At 61.5% G+C, this 17339-nt stretch carries 16 protein-coding genes; 1 reads left to right on the top strand and 15 read right to left on the bottom strand.

Going from position 1 to position 17339, the window contains the following annotated elements:
- The 3 genes from argS to hemE all read right to left on the bottom strand — a co-directional run.
- The coding region (gene argS, locus I5W_RS06600) for an arginine--tRNA ligase domain-containing protein (protein WP_252716919.1) at positions 1-1122 on the bottom strand (1122 nt) is incomplete at its 3' end.
- 242 nt (positions 1123-1364) lie between these two features.
- A complete protein-coding gene (locus I5W_RS06605; RefSeq protein ID WP_044528635.1) occupies positions 1365-3506 on the bottom strand; it encodes a primosomal protein N' in 2142 nt (713 codons plus the stop codon).
- Positions 3507-4222: 716 nt separating this feature from the next.
- Positions 4223-5320 carry a uroporphyrinogen decarboxylase gene (gene hemE, locus I5W_RS06610; RefSeq protein WP_044528636.1) on the bottom strand — a complete coding sequence of 366 codons (1098 nt, stop codon included), beginning with the start codon at positions 5318-5320 and terminating at the stop codon, positions 4223-4225.
- 229 nt (positions 5321-5549) lie between these two features.
- On the opposite strand from hemE, the gene I5W_RS06615 reads away from it, so the two are divergent.
- The gene (locus tag I5W_RS06615) at positions 5550-6347 is read left to right on the top strand and encodes a transporter substrate-binding domain-containing protein (protein ID WP_017449809.1); all 798 of its coding nucleotides are present in this window, start codon (positions 5550-5552) and stop codon (positions 6345-6347) included.
- Between the two features lie 36 nt (positions 6348-6383).
- Here the strand turns inward: I5W_RS06615 and I5W_RS06620 are convergent, their stop codons facing one another.
- The 12 genes from I5W_RS06620 to I5W_RS06675 form a co-directional block, all read right to left on the bottom strand.
- Positions 6384-7196: a polyphosphate kinase 2 family protein gene (locus I5W_RS06620; RefSeq protein WP_017449810.1), complete on the bottom strand. Its 813-nt coding sequence runs from the start codon at positions 7194-7196 to the stop codon at positions 6384-6386.
- A gap of 68 nt (positions 7197-7264) precedes the next feature.
- Positions 7265-7726, bottom strand: coding sequence for a CoA-binding protein (locus I5W_RS06625; protein WP_044528637.1), 462 nt, complete (start codon positions 7724-7726; stop codon positions 7265-7267).
- Between the two features lie 454 nt (positions 7727-8180).
- A complete protein-coding gene (locus I5W_RS06630) occupies positions 8181-8603 on the bottom strand; it encodes a F0F1 ATP synthase subunit epsilon (protein WP_013236284.1) in 423 nt (140 codons plus the stop codon).
- Between the two features lie 121 nt (positions 8604-8724).
- The gene (atpD, locus tag I5W_RS06635) at positions 8725-10125 is read right to left on the bottom strand and encodes a F0F1 ATP synthase subunit beta (RefSeq protein WP_008332979.1); all 1401 of its coding nucleotides are present in this window, start codon (positions 10123-10125) and stop codon (positions 8725-8727) included.
- A gap of 57 nt (positions 10126-10182) precedes the next feature.
- On the bottom strand, positions 10183-11055 hold the full coding sequence (gene atpG / locus I5W_RS06640; RefSeq protein WP_017449812.1) for a F0F1 ATP synthase subunit gamma: 873 nt from the start codon (positions 11053-11055) through the stop codon (positions 10183-10185).
- A gap of 30 nt (positions 11056-11085) precedes the next feature.
- Positions 11086-12627 (bottom strand): F0F1 ATP synthase subunit alpha, encoded by a 1542-nt coding sequence (gene atpA / locus I5W_RS06645; RefSeq protein ID WP_008332982.1) that lies wholly within the window; start codon positions 12625-12627, stop codon positions 11086-11088.
- Positions 12628-12672: 45 nt separating this feature from the next.
- Positions 12673-13206: a F0F1 ATP synthase subunit delta gene (locus I5W_RS06650; protein WP_044528638.1), complete on the bottom strand. Its 534-nt coding sequence runs from the start codon at positions 13204-13206 to the stop codon at positions 12673-12675.
- A 1-nt stretch (position 13207) separates the two neighbouring features.
- Positions 13208-13678, bottom strand: a complete 471-nt coding sequence (locus I5W_RS06655; RefSeq protein WP_008332985.1) for a F0F1 ATP synthase subunit B — start codon at positions 13676-13678, stop codon at positions 13208-13210.
- A 73-nt stretch (positions 13679-13751) separates the two neighbouring features.
- Entirely contained in the window at positions 13752-13997 is a 246-nt protein-coding gene (gene atpE, locus I5W_RS06660; protein WP_006461334.1) for a F0F1 ATP synthase subunit C, read from the bottom strand.
- A 76-nt stretch (positions 13998-14073) separates the two neighbouring features.
- Positions 14074-14895, bottom strand: a complete 822-nt coding sequence (gene atpB / locus I5W_RS06665; RefSeq protein WP_044528639.1) for a F0F1 ATP synthase subunit A — start codon at positions 14893-14895, stop codon at positions 14074-14076.
- Positions 14892-15236, bottom strand: a complete 345-nt coding sequence (locus I5W_RS06670) for an ATP synthase subunit I (RefSeq protein ID WP_044528640.1) — start codon at positions 15234-15236, stop codon at positions 14892-14894. The genes atpB and I5W_RS06670 overlap by 4 nt, the downstream gene beginning before the upstream one ends.
- A gap of 590 nt (positions 15237-15826) precedes the next feature.
- A partial coding sequence (locus I5W_RS06675) for an HD domain-containing phosphohydrolase (RefSeq protein WP_374702123.1) occupies positions 15827-17339 on the bottom strand: 1513 nt, incomplete at its 5' end.

Consider the following 17339-nt stretch of genomic DNA (forward strand, 5'->3'; position numbering starts at 1 on the left):
TCCGGGTTCCGTTGATGTAGTGATCATGCTGGACATGTCACGGTGTTTCGTCGCCTTCTTCGGTGATCCATTTTGGTGGTCGCTGCCCTGGATATTGATGACCTTGCCGTAGCCGCGCTGCCATTTGTTGATGTGATAGGCGACGTCGGGCACGAAGTAGGTATAGGTGCCATCGGTCTTCTTCATGACGCGATCCTTGTCGTCGCCATAGTCGGTGGTGCGCAGCCACAGTGCGCCATCCTGCTCGTAGGTCTTGCCGGCGGCGACCAGCGCGTCCACGGCGGCGGCCACCTTGCCGTCGGCGTAGAGCGAGGATTCCAGATAGTAATTGTCGAACTTCACGCCGAAGGCTTGCAGGTCGAGGTCTTGCTCGTGGCGCAGATAAGCCACGGCGAAGCGACGGATCGATTCGATGTCTTCGACCTTGCCGCTGCCGGTCACCGGTTCGCCATCGCTGGCCGAAACGGTCTTCTGGTCCAGGAAGTCGCGTGCGATATCGGCGATGTAGTCGCCGTTGTAGGCCGACTCGGGCCACTCGGCGTCACCCGGCTTGAAACCGCGCGCACGCGCCTGCACCGAGGTGGCCAGCGTAGCGATCTGCACGCCGGCATCGTTGTAGTAGAACTCGCGCAGCACCTCAAAGCCCTGCACTTCCAAGAGTGACGACAGCGCATCGCCCAGCGCCCCCTGGCGACCATGGCCCACATGCAGCGGACCGGTGGGGTTGGCGGAGACGAACTCGACCAATACCTTCTGGCCGGCACCGGCCGTGCCACGGCCGAAGGCCTCGCCCTGTTCGTGGATCACCTTGACCACCGCCTGCTTGGCCGCGGCAGCCACGCGCAGGTTGATGAAGCCGGGGCCGGCGATCTCGACCGACTCCACCAAGCCTTCACGGGCCGGGTCGGCCATGACGGCGGTCACGATGGCTTGCGCCAGTTCACGCGGATTTTTCTTCAGCGGCTTGGCCAGTTGCATGGCGATGTTGCAGGCGATGTCGCCATGCGAGGCGTCGCGCGGACGCTCCAGGGTGATGGTCGGCGTCAGGTCGCTGCCGGCCAGCAGCGGCTGCAAGGCGGTCGAGAACAGGTCGGAGATGCGTTGTTTCTGTTGTGCGAGCATGGGAATGAGGGGTAAAGCGGAAGCGGCCGGGGCGCTGGTCTGGAGTGCTGCGCCGCGCGGAGGGATCGCTTGCAATTGGTTGAGCAGCCGAGATTATACCGGCTAGGCGCACCGCGTTGGCTGCCCGAACAAGCGGCTTGCGCAACGGCAAGCTGGGCATTAAGGCAAAGCACGCATAAAGAGCGCTCAAAGATGCCGGAATCACAACAAAAGGCAGGCAAGCCGCCGCATCAGCTCTGAGTTCAGATATCGACCGGATCGACTTCCAGCGACCAGCGCACACGCGTCTTCACCTGGCGCAACAAGGCCAGCCATTGCTTGAGGAAGCCCTGCAAGGCCGGACGCGAGGGGCATTCGAGCAGCAGTTGCGCGCGCTCCACGTTGGCCACCCGTACCAGGGTCATGGGGATGGGTTCGTTGATGGTGATGGCCGGCGCCTCCAGCAAGTGGGCGGCCTGCTTCAGGAAGTCCATGGCCGTCTCCAGCTCGCGCGCCTCGGCGCGCAGCAGCGCCTGGTACATGAAGGGCGGGAAATACGCCTGACGCCGCTCTTGCAGCAAGTCGCCGGCAAAGCCATCGTAGTCATGACGCATCACCGCCTGGTACAGCGGGTGATGCGGATAACGGGTCTGGATGAGCACCTCGCCCGAACTGCCATCGGCCGACAGGCCGGCCCGGCCGGCGCGCCCGGCCACCTGCATCAACTGGGCAAAGAGCCGCTCGCTGGCGCGGTAGTCGTGCGAGAACAGCGCGGTATCAGGATTGAGCACACCGACCAGCGTCAACTTTTTGAAGTCATGCCCCTTGGCCACCATCTGGGTGCCGATCAGGATATCGACCTCGCCCCGATGCACGCTGTCGAAGGCGCTCTGGGCCGAGCCTTTGAGGCGGGTGGAGTCGGCATCGATGCGCAAGACGCGGGCCTCGGGGAAGATCGCCTGCAAGCCCTCTTCCACCCGCTGGGTGCCGCGCCCCAACGGTTGCAGGTCGACGTTGCCGCAGGTCGGGCAAGCGCGGGGAATCTGCAATTCCAGGCTGCAATGGTGGCAGCGCAGGCGGCGCTCGGGGCGATGCACCACCATGAAGGCGTCGCAGCGCATACAGTTGCTGATCCAGCCGCAGGCGTCGCAGGCCAGCACCGGCGCGTAACCGCGGCGATTGAGGAACAGCAGCGACTGCTCGCCCTGCTCCAGGCGCTTGCGCACGGCGGCAACCAGGGTCGAGGTGAGGCCATCGACGGGCTTGTCGCGCTCCATGTCGATCACCTTGACGCTGGGCAGCACCGCCTGCTGGGCGGCGCGCTGGCGCAGTTCCAGGCGGCGGTAGCGGCCGGCCTGAGCGTGCTGCCAGGTTTCCAGCGAAGGCGTGGCCGAGCCCAGCACTACCGGGATGCCCAACTGGTGCGCACGCCACACGGCCAGGTCGCGCGCCGAATAGCGCAAGCCTTCCTGCTGCTTGTAGGAAGGATCGTGCTCTTCGTCGATGACGATGAGCTTCAGGGTCGGCAGCGAGGCCAGGATCGCCAGCCGCGTGCCCAGCACGATGTGCGCCTGGCCCAGGTGCGCGGCCAGCCAGTTGCGGGCGCGCTCGCCTTCGGCCAGGCCGCTGTGCAGGGCCACCACGTTGAGATGCGGGAAACGGGCGCGGATGTTGCCTTCCAGCTGGGGCGTGAGATTGATTTCCGGCACCAGTACCAGGATCTGCGCCGGCGCCGCCTGACCGGGCTGCGACTGGCCAGCCTCCTGTGCCGCGCGCTGCAGGATGGCGGCGGCGGCTTGCAGGTAGACCTCGGTCTTGCCGCTGCCGGTCACGCCGTACAGCAGCAGGGGCGCAAACTCCTGGGCGCCGGCGATGGCCTGCACCGCCTCTTGCTGGGCGGCGTTCAAGGGCGGGGCGGCGCCCAGTTGCAGCGGGTCAGGCGGGGGGATGCTCGCTGGCGCGTCGGCCTGGACCTCGCTGTGCACGTCAGTCTTGCGCCTGGCCTTGGATTTCTTGGGTGCCGTGAGGCGGCCCAGGGCCTTGAGGGCCTTGTCCAGCGCCACCGTGGTCAGGGCGCGCAGGTTCTTGGGCAAGCCCGGCAGCATCACCTCGCCCAACGGACGCTGGTAGTAGTCGGCGGCGAAGCCACACAGCGCCAGCCAGTGCGCCGACAGCGGCGGCAACTGATGGCGCACGGCAATCACATCCTTGATCTTGCCGGCCTCCAGTTCGGTCTGCGCCACATGCCCCACCACTACCCCCACCGCCTCGCGACGGCCGAACGGCACCACCACCAACTGGCCGATGGCCGGTATCGGCTCATCCTCAGCGGCGGCTTGCCAGCGGTAATCGAAGACGGTATGCAGGGGCGTATCGAGCGCGACCTGGAGCAGACGTTGTTCCACGAACTTAATGTAAATCCTCAGAAACCGGGCTAAGCCTTGGTTTAATCGTCATTTTTGGACCTATCCACAAATACTGTGGATAACTTTGGGGACAAGTGCCTCTTGACATGTCCCCGCGCAGACTGGATGCGGCTTGCGACGCCATGCCCAAATGCAGGGCAAAAAATTAACTGAATAAAATCAATGACTTGCATTGGACACCCCAAGCACGAAAAATATTTTTGCTAGGAAGTTTTGTGCATGTGCAAAATGCTTTTGGTGTGTATAAGTCCAAGTCCGGGGATCATGGCAAGGGCGTTTGTCAAGCCCTCACCGACAAAAAATCGCTAGCTTTAGCTGGCAAACTGTTCACTCGCTGTCCTACAAACTTAACGTAAACCTTCAAAAAAAACGGTAAACGGCGGTTTTGTAAACACTTTTGCGTCTTATGCACAGACGTTGTGGATAACTTTGTTGACAAGTGGCTCTTGACAAGTCCACAAGCCACGACCACGGCGCTTTCCAGAGCAGAGCATCTTGATGTGGAGAAAAATAACTCCAATCAAATCAACGACTTGTCAAACACCCTCAAGCACAAACCTTCATATTTCAATAAATTTTATGATCAGCAAAAAATCCTGGACAAATGTGCATAAGTCCATCTGGACTGGCAAGGATGTGCATATGGCCTTGCCAGTCCGCACAAATATGAACGGATAAGGACAGATTCGCGCCGTTCAGGCACGCATCTCACGGCTGATTTCATGCACTGCCTGCGCCAGGGTGGCGACCGCGTCCGGCGGGGTGTGCTGGGAGATCCCATGGCCCAGGTTGAAGACATGGCCGCTGCCGGCGCCGGGACGGCCGAAGGATTCCAGCAGCTTGCGCACTTCGGCGCGGATGGCCGCGTCACCGGCAAAGAGCACGTTGGGGTCCAGGTTGCCCTGCAACGCCACCTTGTCGCCGACGCGGCGCCGGGCTTCACCCAGGTTGACGGTCCAGTCCAGGCCCACGGCATCGGCGCCGATGGCGGCAAGTTGCTCCAGCCACAGGCCGCCGCCCTTGGTGAAGACGATCACCGGGATCGGCTGGCCATCCTGCTGGCGCTGCAAGTGGCTCACCACCTGCTGCATGTAGGCCAGCGAGAATTGCTGGTAGATGCCATCGGCCAGGGCGCCGCCCCAGGTGTCGAAGATCATCACAGCCTGCGCGCCGGCGGCGATCTGGGCGTTCAGATAGGCGGCCACGGCATCGGCATTGGTCTTGAGGATGTGATGCATCAGGTCGGGGCGGCCGTAGAGCATACTCTTGACCAGGCGGAAATCGTCCGAGCCGCCGCCTTCGACCATGTAGCAGGCCAGCGTCCAGGGGCTGCCGGAGAAGCCGATCAGCGGCACCCGACCATGGAGTTCGCGGCGGATCTGGGTGACCGCCTTGAAGACGTAATCCAGCTTGCCCAGGTCCGGCGCCTGCAACGCCCTGACCGCCGCTTCGTCGCGCAGCGGGCGCTCGAACTTGGGGCCCTCGCCATCGGCGAAGTACAGGCCCAGGCCCATGGCGTCGGGCACGGTCAAGATGTCGGAAAACAGGATGGCGGCATCCAGCGGATAACGTTCCAGCGGCTGCAAGGTCACTTCGGTGGCGTAGTCCGGGTTGGTCGCCAAGCCCATGAAGGAGCCGGCGCGGGCGCGCGTGGCGCGGTATTCCGGCAGGTAGCGACCAGCCTGGCGCATCAGCCACAGCGGCGTGTAGTCGGTGGGCTGGCGCAGCAGCGCACGCAGGAAGGTATCGTTGGTGAGCGGAGCGAAGGTGGACATGGAAGAAGTGGAGGACATGGTCGGCCTGCAATGCGATCTGACGACAATCCGCCATTATCTCATCCCAAGCGCCGCTGTTCCGGGCTAATTGTCGTCATCGGCGTGCGCTGCAATTGATGCAGGTCGTGGCGACGGGTTTTGCTATGATCGGGCGGCTGTCTGCGCAGCGCGCATCCCCCTGCCAGCAGCCGGCCCTTTCCACCAAGAAAAAACGGGCCGCTCCGCCCAACCTGCACGAGGACATCGCATGAAACACATCATCCGCACAGCCCTGCTGCTAGCCCTGGCTGGCCTTTCGCTCACGCTCTCGCTGTCGGCCGCCCGCGCCGAGGACAACCCGCCGGGCTCGCGCCTGGACCAGGTGCTCAAGGCCGGCAAGCTGCGCATCTGCATGACCGGCGACTACAAGCCCTTTACCTACTATCGCCCCGACCAAAGCTTCGAGGGCATGGACGTGGAGCTGGGTCAAGCGCTGGCCAAGTCGCTAGGGGTCGAGGCGCAATTCGTCAAGACCACCTGGAGCACGCTGATGAATGACTTCATCGCCCAGTGCGACATCGGCATGGGCGGTATTTCGGTCACGCTGGAGCGCGCGCGCAAGGCCGCCTTTTCCGAGGTCACCATGGTCGATGGCAAGGCGCCCATCATCCGCTGTGCCGACAAGGACAAGTTCCGCAACTTCGACATGATCGACCGCCCCGGGACGCGTGCCATCGTCAATCCGGGCGGCACCAACGAGCGCTTCGCCCGCAGCGGCTACAAGCAAGCCACGCTGCTGCTGCACCCGGACAACGTGACCATCTTCCAGCAGATCGTCGATGGCAAGGCCGATGTGATGGTGACCGACGCCAGCGAAACCCTGTGGCAATCCAAGCTGCACCCGGAACTGTGCCCGGTCAACCCGGACCAGCCGCTGCAATTTGCCGAGAAGGCCTACCTGCTGCCGCGCGGCGACGTCGCCTTCAAGGCCTACGTCGATACCTGGCTGCATCTGGCCAAGGCCACGGGCGAGTACCAGCGCATCTTCGACAAGTGGCTCAAGTAATGCGCCCCTGCCCCTGGCCCCGCGCCGTGCGCGGCATCAGTCGAACTTGAGATTCTTCAGTTCGGGCTTGGGGTCGGGGAACTTCAGCTTGAGCTTCTGCAAGGTCTCCAGGATCACATTGGCCACCAACAGGTTGCGATGGGTCTTGGAGTCGGCCGGCACCACATACCAGGGTGCGTGCAGGGTGCTGGTCGCACGCAGCACTTCCTGGTAGCGCAGCTGGTAGGCATCCCAGTACTTGCGCTCGGCCAGGTCCTGGGGATCGAATTTCCAGTGCTTGTTGGGATCGTCGATGCGCGATTGCAGACGCGCTTTCTGCTCGGCCTTGGAGATGTGCAGGAAGAACTTCAGCACCACCGTCCCGGTCTCCCACAACATGCGTTCGAAATCGTTGATCTGGCGATAGCGGCGCTTGCATTCCTTGTCATCGATCCAGTCATGCACGCGGGTAATGAGCACGTCCTCGTAATGGCTGCGATTGAACACCGCGATCTCCCCCGCCACCGGCACCTGCGCGTGGACCCGCCACAGGTAGTCGTGCGCCAGCTCGATGGCGGTGGGCCCCTTGAAGTTGGCCACACGGATGCCTTGCGGATTGACGGCGGCGAAGACGTCATTGACGGTGCCATCCTTGCCGCTGGTATCCATGCCTTGCAGGATCACCAGCACCTTGTGCTTGTGGCCGGCATAGAGCATCTGCTGTTGCAAGCCGATCTCTGCGGCCAGGCGCTGCACGGTGGCGCGGTCAGCTTCCTTGTTGCCGCTGGACAGCGGCTTGGTGGTGGCGTCGCTCTCCTTGAGGAGATACTTGGGATGGACGATGAATTGCGGGCCGATTTTCTTTGCCATGCTGTCTCGCTGTTCGTTATAAATATTTTCCGGATTTCACCGGTTCGGAATTGAAATTACCATTGAAATTACAACACGCCGTGGAACTGACCCATGGCATGTTCGATCTTGATGCACTTGTCCATGATGACCTGCAGACCTGCTGCGCGGGCGCGCTCGGCAGCTTCTTCATGGACGATGGCTAGTTGCATCCACACGCAGTGAGCGCCGATGGCAATGGCCTCCTCCACCACCGGCGGGATGTCGGCCGACTTGCGGAAGCAATCCACGATGGAAATGCGCAAGCCTTCCTTGGCCAAGGCCGCGCTGGCCTCCCGCAGGCTGGCGTGGCAGTGCTCGCCGAGGATGGTCTGCCCTGCATACATCGGATTGACGGCAACGATGCGGTATCCCGCTGACTGCATATACGCCGCCACATCAAAGCTGGCGCGCTCGGGTCGATTGGACAGGCCGACCACGGCAATGATGGGCTTGCCGTTGGCCTGCGAAGCGAGCGGCGCCTGGCCGGTGGAGGATGCGACTGAAGACATTGCAGCTCCTGTCTGGGTGGATGAAGAAATGGACGAAAACTCTTTAAATGATTGACGCGAACCGGATTGGTTCGATGCCCTGTTACGCGAACGGAAGACTTTACCTGATCAAGGCAGTTGCCGCAGCGACATCGGCGCCAGGCTTGATGCAGATTAATGGGCCCTGGCTGGCGCGGTCAGATGCTGTCATCTCCGCCCGGCTCAGGCCTCGAACAAGCGTATATGAACAATCCTGCCACCCCCCCCTCTGCAAGCGGCACAGGGAGATGGTGAATTGAAGATAGGTGAAGGAAAAGAGAAGACAGCTCACCGGCCCAGCGGCGCCTGAAGCGGCGCGATGAGGTCAAACGTGGAGGCCAAGAAAAAAGGCAGCCGAAGCTGCCTTTCGAGGTACTGCTGTGCTGCCGTGCCGCGGTGTTCTTCCTGGGAAAAATCCGAAGAAGCCGCCGACCGATCAGCGCTTCTGACGCAACTTCTGGATCGCGGCCAGTTGTGCCACAGCGGCGGCCAGTTCGGCCTGGGCTGCGGCGTGGTCGATCTTGGAGTCACGGTTGACCAGCGCTTCCTCGGCCAGACGCTTGGCTTCGGCGGCCTTGGCTTCGTCCAGGTCGGCACCACGGATGGCGGTGTCGGCCAGCACGGTCACGGCGTCGGGCTGCACTTCCAAGAGGCCACCGGCCACGAACACGAATTCCTCGTGCGCCTGGCCCGGGACCTTGATACGGACAGCACCTGGCTTGATGCGCGTGATCAGCGGGGTGTGACGGGGATAGATACCCAGTTCACCCGCTTCGCCCGGCAACGCGACGAATTCTGCCTCGCCGGAGAAGATTTCCTCTTCCGCCGAGACCACGTCCACGTGAATAGTATGTGCCATGTCGTTTCCTAGTCGATTGACCGCCCCTGCGAACAGGGGCGGCGCCAATGAATCAATGATTACTTACCTGCTGTGGTCAGCTCCGGTGCTGCACCGGAAGCCGGCCACGGCATGGTCAGTCTTAGTTGATCTTCTTGGCCTTTTCGATTGCTTCGTCGATGGTACCGACCATGTAGAACGCTTGTTCCGGCAGGTGGTCCAGTTCGCCGCTGGCGATCATCTTGAAGCCCTTGATCGTGTCCTTCAACGAAACGTACTTGCCCGGGGAACCGGTGAACACTTCGGCGACGTGGAAGGGCTGCGACAGGAAACGTTGCATCTTGCGAGCACGGGCGACGATCAGCTTGTCTTCCGGTGCCAGTTCGTCCATGCCCAGAATGGCGATGATGTCGCGCAGTTCCTTGTAACGCTGCAGGGTACCCTGGACCGCACGGGCGGTCTCGTAGTGTTCCTGGCCGACCACTTGCGGGTCCAGCTGGCGCGAGGTCGAGTCCAGCGGATCGACGGCGGGGTAGATACCCAGCGAGGCGATGTCACGCGACAGAACGACGGTCGAGTCCAAGTGGGCGAAGGTGGTTGCCGGCGACGGGTCGGTCAAGTCATCCGCAGGGACGTACACGGCCTGGATCGAGGTGATCGAGCCAGTCTTGGTCGAGGTAATACGCTCTTGCAGGCGGCCCATTTCTTCGGCCAGCGTCGGCTGGTAGCCCACGGCGGACGGCATACGGCCCAGCAGCGCGGACACTTCGGTACCGGCCAGGGTGTAACGGTAGATGTTGTCGACGAAGAACAGCACGTCCTTGCCTTCATCACGGAAGCCTTCCGCGATGGTCAGGCCGGTCAGCGCCACGCGCAGACGGTTGCCCGGCGGTTCGTTCATCTGGCCGTAGACCATGGCGACCTTGGAATTGGTCGGGTTTTCCAGGTCCACCACCTTGGCTTCTGCCATTTCATGGTAGAAGTCGTTACCTTCACGGGTACGCTCACCAACACCGGCGAACACGGACAGACCGCTGTGCGCCTTGGCGATGTTGTTGATCAGTTCCATCATGTTCACGGTCTTGCCCACACCGGCGCCACCGAACAGACCGACCTTACCACCCTTGGCGAACGGGCAGACCAGGTCAATCACCTTGATGCCGGTTTCCAGCAGCTCTTGCGAGGGCGACAGTTCGTCGTACGCGGGAGCCTTGCGGTGGATCGACGCGGTTTGCTCGTGCGAGACCGGACCGCATTCGTCGATCGGGTTGCCCAGCACGTCCATGATGCGACCCAGGGTCGCGGTACCGACGGGCACCGTGATGGGCTTGCCGGTGTTCGAGATGGTCAGGCCGCGGCGCAGACCGTCCGACGAACCGAGCGCAATGGTACGAACCACGCCGTCGCCCAGCTGTTGCTGGACTTCCAGGGTCAGATCCGAACCTTCCAATTTCAAGGCATCGTAAACCTTGGGCATCGCATCGCGCGGAAACTCCACGTCCACCACAGCGCCGATACACTGAACGATTTTGCCATCAGCCATTTTCGTTCCTTCAATAGATAAAATTTAAATTCTGTTTCGCTACGCTACGCCAGCTGATCAGCCGACCGCAGCCGCACCGGCGACGATTTCCGACAGCTCTTTGGTAATGGCGGCCTGGCGAGTCTTGTTGTAGACCAACTTCAACTCGCCGATCACGCTACCTGCGTTGTCGCTGGCGGCCTTCATCGCGACCATGCGCGCCGATTGCTCGGAGGCCATGTTCTCGGCGACGGCTTGATAGATCAGCGCTTCGACGTAACGCACCAGCAGTTCGTCCACCACGGATTGCACATCGGGCTCATAGATGTAGTCCCAGGAGTGCGCACCCTCGTCAGCCTTGAGCTTGTCGCTGGTCAGCGGCAGCAGCTGCTGCAGGGTGGCTTCCTGCTTCATCGTGTTGATGAACTTGGTGTACACCAGGTACACCGCGTCCAGCTTGCCTTCCTGGTAAGCGTCGAGCAGCACCTTGACGGGGCCGATCAGCTTTTCCAGGTGCGGCGTATCACCCAGTTGCGTCACGTTGGCGGCCACGCGGGCGCCGATGCGATTCAGAAAACCCAAACCCTTGTTGCCAATGGCGACGGATTCGATGGACTTGCCCTGGCCTTCCAGTTCACGGAACTTGTTGGTCAACAGGCGCAGCGAGTTGGTGTTCATGCCGCCGCACAGACCCTTGTCGGTCGTGACGACGATGAAACCAACGCGCTTGGCCGTGTCTTGCTGGACCATGAACGGGTGCACGTACTCCGGATTGGCCTGCGACAGGTTGGCCGCAATGTTGCGGATCTTGTCGCTGTACGGGCGGGCTGCGTGCATCCGGTCCTGCGCCTTGCGCATTTTGGATGCCGCGACCATTTCCATCGCCTTGGTGATCTTCTTCGTATTTTCTACGCTCTTGATCTTGCCACGTATCTCTTTACCTGTAGCCATGAGTAAGACTCCTTATAGCTTCAGTAAGAATTAGTACGCGCCGGATTTCTTGAAGTCAGCGATGGCGGCTGCCAGGGCTGCCTCAGCATCCTTATCCAGTTGCTTGGTGTCTTCGATCTTCTTCAACAGCTCAGCGTGGCTGGTCTTCATGAAGTTGTGCAGAGCCGACTCGAAGGCCAGGATCTTCTTCACTTCGACGTCATCCATGTAGCCCTTGTTGACGGCAAACAGGGTGACGGCCATGATCGAGATCGATTGCGGGGTGTACTGAGCCTGCTTCAGCAGTTCGGTCACGCGCGCACCGCGGTCCAGCTGCTTGCGGGTGGCTTCGTCCAGATCGGAAGCGAACTGCGCGAAGGCAGCCAGTTCACGGTACTGTGCCAGGTCGGTACGGATACCGCCGGACAGGCCCTTGATGACCTTGGTCTGGGCAGCGCCACCGACGCGCGACACCGAGATACCGGCGTTGATCGCAGGACGGATACCGGCGTTGAACAGCGAAGTTTCCAGGAAGATCTGGCCGTCGGTGATCGAGATCACGTTGGTCGGAACGAAGGCCGAAACGTCACCCGCTTGGGTTTCGATGATCGGCAGTGCGGTCAGGGAACCGGTCTGGCCCTTGACTTCACCGTTGGTGAACTTCTCGACGTAGTCGGCGTTCACGCGGGCAGCACGTTCCAGCAGACGGCTGTGCAGGTAGAACACGTCGCCAGGATAGGCTTCACGGCCCGGCGGACGGCGCAGCAGCAGCGAGACCTGACGGTAGGCCACGGCTTGCTTGGACAGATCGTCATACACGATCAGGGCGTCTTGGCCGCGGTCGCGGAAGTATTCGCCCATGGCGCAACCCGAGTAGGCCGACACGTATTGCATCGCTGCCGATTCGGAGGCGGTCGCTGCCACGACGATGGTGTATTCCATCGCGCCGTGCGCTTCCAGTGCGCGCACCACGTTCTTGACCGACGACGCCTTCTGGCCGATCGCAACGTAGATGCAGGTCATGTTCTGACCCTTTTGATTGATGATGGCGTCGATCGCAACGGCGGTCTTGCCGGTCTGGCGGTCACCGATGATCAGCTCGCGCTGGCCACGGCCGACGGGCACCATGGAGTCGATCGACTTCAGGCCAGTCTGCATCGGCTGCGACACGGACTGACGCGCGATCACGCCCGGAGCGATCTTTTCGATCGGGGCGGTCAGCTTGGCGTTGATCGGACCCTTGCCGTCGATCGGCTGGCCCAGTGCGTTGACCACGCGGCCCTTCAGTTCGGGACCGATGGGCACTTCCAGGATGCGGCCGGTGCACTTGACCAGGTCGCCTTCGGAAATGTGTTCGTACTCGCCCAGGATAACGGCGCCCACCGAGTCACGCTCCAGGTTCAGCGCCAGGCCGAAGGTGTTGCCCGGGAATTCCAGCATCTCACCTTGCATCACGTCGGACAGACCATGGATACGGCAGATACCGTCGGACACGGAGATGACCGTGCCCTGATTGCGAATCTCAGCGGTATCGCCAAGGCCTTGGATCCGGCTCTTGATCAGCTCGCTGATTTCAGATGCGTTGAGTTGCATACTAACTCCTAAAAATTGTTCTTTCGCTTAGCCAGCCAGAGGCACTTACGCGGCCAGAGCAGCTTGCAGCTGCTGCAGCTTCGCGCGCACGGAGGTATCGAACACTTCGTCGCCGACCACGACGCGCACACCGCCAATGAGGCTGCTGTCGACCGTCACGGAGGGGTTCAGCTTGCGGCCGAACTTCTTCTCCAGTGCCGAGACCACATCCTTGACCTGGGCATCGCTGAGCTCAAAGGCGCTCACGATGTCGGCATCGGCCGAACCTTCCGCCGTGTTCTTGAGCACGTGGAACTGTTCGGCGATCTGCGGCAGCAGCACCAGGCGGCCGTTGTCCACCAGCGTCTTGACGAAATTGGTCGCCTCGACGGACAACGGGGTCTTCACGGCGGCGGCAAACACTTCAGCCAGCTTGTCGTGCGTTACGGAAGGATTCTGCGCCAGGGCCTGCACCTCAGGATGCGCTGCCACCTGGGCCATCTCGTCGATGAGATCGGACCAGGCTGCCAGGCTGCCTGCCTTGGCCACACGGAACAAGGCTTCGGCGTAAGGACGAGCGATCGTTGCGAGTTCGGCCATATTACAGCTCTGTCTTCAGTTGATTCAGCAAGTCGGCGTGAGCCGCCGCATTCACTTCGCGCTTGAGGATCTGTTCCGCGCCCTTGACGGCGAGCGTTGCGACCTGGCCGCGCAGTTCTTCACGCGCCTGGTTCACTTGCTGTTGAGCGTCGGCACGGGCGTTGGCGATGATGCGGGCAGCTTCTTCAGCAGCCGTCTTCTTGGCTTCTTCGATGATCAGCTGAGCGCGCTTCTCGGCTTCGCCGATACGCTTCTGGCCTTCATCACGTGCCGATGCCAGTTCGCCCTGGATGCGCTTTTCGGCGGCGGCCAGATCGGCGCGACCGCGGTCAGCGGCTGCCAGCCCGTCCGCAATCTTCTTGGCGCGTTCGTCGAGCGCCTTAATCAACGGCGGCCACACGAATTTCATCGTGAAGCCGGCGAGGATGAAGAAGACCACGAACTGTGCAATCAATGTTGCATTTAAGTTCACGGTAATTCCTTCTCAGAATAACGAGTGCCGGAACCAATCGTCCGGCAGATGAGAATCGGCTATGAAGCGCGAATTACTTGGCGATGAACGGATTTGCGAAGGCGAACAGCATGGCGATACCAACGCCGATCAGGAAGGCGGCGTCGATCAGGCCAGCCAGCAGGAACATCTTGGTTTGCAGGGTGTTCATCAGTTCAGGCTGACGTGCGGATGCTTCGAGGTACTTACCGCCCATGATCGCGATACCGATACAAGCGCCGATAGCACCCAGGCCAATGATCAAACCGCAAGCCAGAGCAACGAAAGAGACATCAGTCATGACAATTCCTTAAGAAAAGTTAATTTAAATACAAAACCAAAAAACAAACTGAAAAACAGGTACTGCAAGCCTTGTGTTAGTGCGCTTCGTGCGCCTGGCCCAGGTAAACCAGTGTCAACATCATGAAGATGAATGCTTGGAGCAACACGATCAGGATGTGGAAAATTGCCCAGATAGAACCGGCGATGACATGGCCGATGAAGCCGAATGCGGTCGCGGTCGATCCCAGCAATGCGATCAGCAGGAACAACAGTTCGCCTGCATACATGTTGCCGAACAGTCGCATCCCCAGGGAGACGGTCTTGGCGGCGAATTCGATGATGTTCAGCAGCAGGTTGAATGGAGCCAGCCAGATGCCGAAGGGTGCTGCAAACAGTTCATGGATGAAGCCGCCGGCGCCCTTGATCTTGACGCTGTAGTACAGCATCAGGGCCAGCACGCCCAGGGCGATGCCCAGGGTGCCGTTGAGGTCGGCGGTGGGAACGATACGATGATGCATTTCACCCAGGCCGAACACGCCCAGGATGCTGGAAGCCAGGTCCACCGGCAGGAAGTCCAGCGAGTTCATCAGGGCCACCCAGACGAACACGGTCAGGGCTACCGGAGCGATGAAGGTGCGGTCACCGTGGACGATGGCCTTGGACTGGTCTTCGACCATTTCCACGACCATCTCGACGAAGGCCTGGAAACGGCCCGGCACACCCGAGGTCGCCTTGCGGGCGGCCAGGAACATGAACAGGCAGCCCACCACGCCACAGAACACGGACCAGAAGATGGTGTCCACGTTCAGGATGGAGAAATCGACGATCTTGGTCTGGTGATGGGTGGAGAAGTGTCCGAGGTGGTGGACGATATATTCAGAGGCTGTCAGCGCGTGCTCTGCGGCTTCTACGGTCATGGTCGGTGTCTAAACAGTAAAATGAAATAACTCTTAAGCACCACGATGAAGCTCAGCACAAATGCGAGCCAATGGACACCGTGGTACAACCAAACGATCGCGCCCATGAGCGCAAAAGTCGTAGCAATCTTGATAAATTCCCCGAAGAAAAACGTCATCGGGTTGGTACCACCGGGTTTCTGTGCACTGACGTGGAGTCGCAGGGCAAACAGGGCGTTGGGGACGACACAGCAGACTCCCCCCAGCAATGCGGACCAAAGCGCCGAAACTCCGCCCAACATACCCGCCACCAGGGCAGCGACGACCGTGGTTACGAGCTGCATGAGAATGATGCGCAGCATATCTATCCAATATCGTGCGTGCGCCGCACTCTTTACGAGCAGACGGCATCTTAAAAGCCCGGCGATTATAAAGGTTCGTTTTCTGGTAAGTCAAACCTTTTGCGGCCAGATCAGGGGCTTATCTGGGGCACTTCGCGGTGAGTTGTGGCAAATAAGCAGCCACTTGGATTTTTGCAGTGCAGCACAAAAACGCCATTGCACGTTTTTTGCCCGCTGCCCGCTTTTTGCTCCTGAGGGATCTCCCCTTCTTGTCCCTTTGTTCAGATTTATGCATCTCGCAGTGAATTTGCGGAAATGCGCGCACAAAAGCCGGAAAAACGCGCCGGTTTTTGAAACAGCGCTCAATTTAATCAAAAATGCCCGTCGACGCCAGAGAAATATCCCGCAAATTCAATGATTTACGGAAAGTTCCGTGGCACTCGCAAACGTTTACGCAAGGCGCTGACATTTTGTCAGGAAATCGGGAGAGGTCGGACGACCGGGCTCGCTTTCAGGGTGGCATGTTGCAGCACAGCGTGCATCCGGGAAAAGTGAGCCCGCTCACCGGACCGGTGCAGTGGTCCGACCGTTGATGCCGTAAAAATACGGCATCAGATCAAGCCCAGATGCAAGCCCTTGAGCGTGGCCGCGGCGCGCGTGGAACACTGCAATTTGCGGAAGATGCTCTCGACGTGGGTACGCACGGTCGAGGGGCTGATCTGCATCGCGCGGGCTGCTTCCTTGTTGCTTTCGCCGAGGCTGATGCGGCGCAGCACCTCACACTCGCGCTCCGACAGCAGACCCTTGCGTGGAGACTTGGGGGACGTATCCCCTGCGGCGGCGGCCAGGACCCAGCGCACGGCATCCGCATCCATGCGGCCGCCCTGCACTTCCCCCTCCAGCATCTCGGCCACGGCAGCCGGTGTGCACGCGGCCCGCCAGGGACGTGGAGCGCACAGGGCGGCATGGGCCGCCGAGACCGCCAGCAGGCGCGCGGGCAGGCCCAGCGTGTCACGGTCGAGCCCACGGAAGTAGCCGCTGCCGTCGAGTCGTTCATAGAGTTGCGAAGCCAGGCCGGTGTCCTCACGCAAGGCGGGCACCAACGCTCCGGCACGCGAGGTCCAGTAAGGAGCCAGGCGGATGCGCTCCCAGTCAGCCTGGCTGGGACGGCCCGCGCGCTCCCATATGGTATTGGGGACGGCGGCGCGGCCGATGCCGTGGACCAGGGCGGCGCGAACCAGCCTTTGCTGTTGCTCTGAAGGCAAGCCAGCCAGCGCGGCCGCCTGCGCTGCCAATTCGCTGATCCGGCGCGAATAGCCAGTCAGCCAAGGCAGCTTCAGTTCGATGAGTTCAGCCACGATGCGCAGGGGTACCACATGCGCTGGCAAGTCCGCCAATGGCCCGCGTGCGCTGTCATCGTCGTCCAGCGACGCCAGCCAGGACGGTGCATGCTCAGCCACGCGCTCGGCCAGGTCGGCCGGGTATTTGATGCCGCCGAAGCGGCGCACCACGGTCAGGGCGGCCTGCACCCCATGCGTGCGCGCATAGATCTCCAGGTCGCCCGCCAGGCTCGTGTAGAGGACCGCATTCGGCACGGCCGATCCGCGCAACTGCTGGGGCGCACCGCTGCCGTCATGATGCTCCCAGACATGGCGCAAGCCGGCCTCCACGCCAGCGCGCAAACCCAGCAGGCTGGCCACCTCCCCCGCCACTTCACAATGGATACGCGCCAGCGGCGCAATGGTGGTGAAGTTCAGCGGATGGTCGGCGGGCAAGCCATCACGCAGCATGGCCTCGCGCCCGCCCACGTCGTCCCCGAGCAGGCCTGCAAAGCCGGCCGCATTGGCGGTGCAGCCGGACCAGCGCAGCCAGGAGACCAGCTGGGCCTGCTCCACCAGTTCGGGCGGGGCGCCCTCCAATTGCGCCACCCGGGCGGCCAGCGCCGCTGTGCGCCGCGACTGGTCGGGAGGCTGGCCCATGCTGAGATCGCCCACCAGCGCCAGCACCTGCACGGCGGTGCCGGCGGCGATCATCGGCGGCGCGTCCACGATGGCGGGGGCGGCCTGCACGGCCGGGGAAGGCGAAGAAGAAGGGGAAATCGGGTTGCGTCGGGAAGCATCCCGA

Source organism: Herbaspirillum sp. B65, assembly GCF_000333555.1.
Classification (GTDB): Bacteria; Pseudomonadota; Gammaproteobacteria; order Burkholderiales; family Burkholderiaceae_D; genus Herbaspirillum; species Herbaspirillum rubrisubalbicans.

What these genes read in the sequence shown, in the direction of transcription:
- hemE (WP_044528636.1), bottom strand. Translation starts at nt 5,320, where the DNA reads ATGTCCTCCACTTCTTCCATGTCCACCTTCGCTCCGCTCACCAACGAT.
- I5W_RS06615 (WP_017449809.1), top strand. Translation starts at nt 5,550, where the DNA reads ATGAAACACATCATCCGCACAGCCCTGCTGCTAGCCCTGGCTGGCCTT.
- I5W_RS06620 (WP_017449810.1), bottom strand. Translation starts at nt 7,196, where the DNA reads ATGGCAAAGAAAATCGGCCCGCAATTCATCGTCCATCCCAAGTATCTC.
- I5W_RS06625 (WP_044528637.1), bottom strand. Translation starts at nt 7,726, where the DNA reads ATGTCTTCAGTCGCATCCTCCACCGGCCAGGCGCCGCTCGCTTCGCAG.
- I5W_RS06630 (WP_013236284.1), bottom strand. Translation starts at nt 8,603, where the DNA reads ATGGCACATACTATTCACGTGGACGTGGTCTCGGCGGAAGAGGAAATC.
- atpD (WP_008332979.1), bottom strand. Translation starts at nt 10,125, where the DNA reads ATGGCTGATGGCAAAATCGTTCAGTGTATCGGCGCTGTGGTGGACGTG.
- atpG (WP_017449812.1), bottom strand. Translation starts at nt 11,055, where the DNA reads ATGGCTACAGGTAAAGAGATACGTGGCAAGATCAAGAGCGTAGAAAAT.
- atpA (WP_008332982.1), bottom strand. Translation starts at nt 12,627, where the DNA reads ATGCAACTCAACGCATCTGAAATCAGCGAGCTGATCAAGAGCCGGATC.
- I5W_RS06650 (WP_044528638.1), bottom strand. Translation starts at nt 13,206, where the DNA reads ATGGCCGAACTCGCAACGATCGCTCGTCCTTACGCCGAAGCCTTGTTC.
- atpE (WP_006461334.1), bottom strand. Translation starts at nt 13,997, where the DNA reads ATGACTGATGTCTCTTTCGTTGCTCTGGCTTGCGGTTTGATCATTGGC.
- atpB (WP_044528639.1), bottom strand. Translation starts at nt 14,895, where the DNA reads ATGACCGTAGAAGCCGCAGAGCACGCGCTGACAGCCTCTGAATATATC.
- I5W_RS06670 (WP_044528640.1), bottom strand. Translation starts at nt 15,236, where the DNA reads ATGCTGCGCATCATTCTCATGCAGCTCGTAACCACGGTCGTCGCTGCC.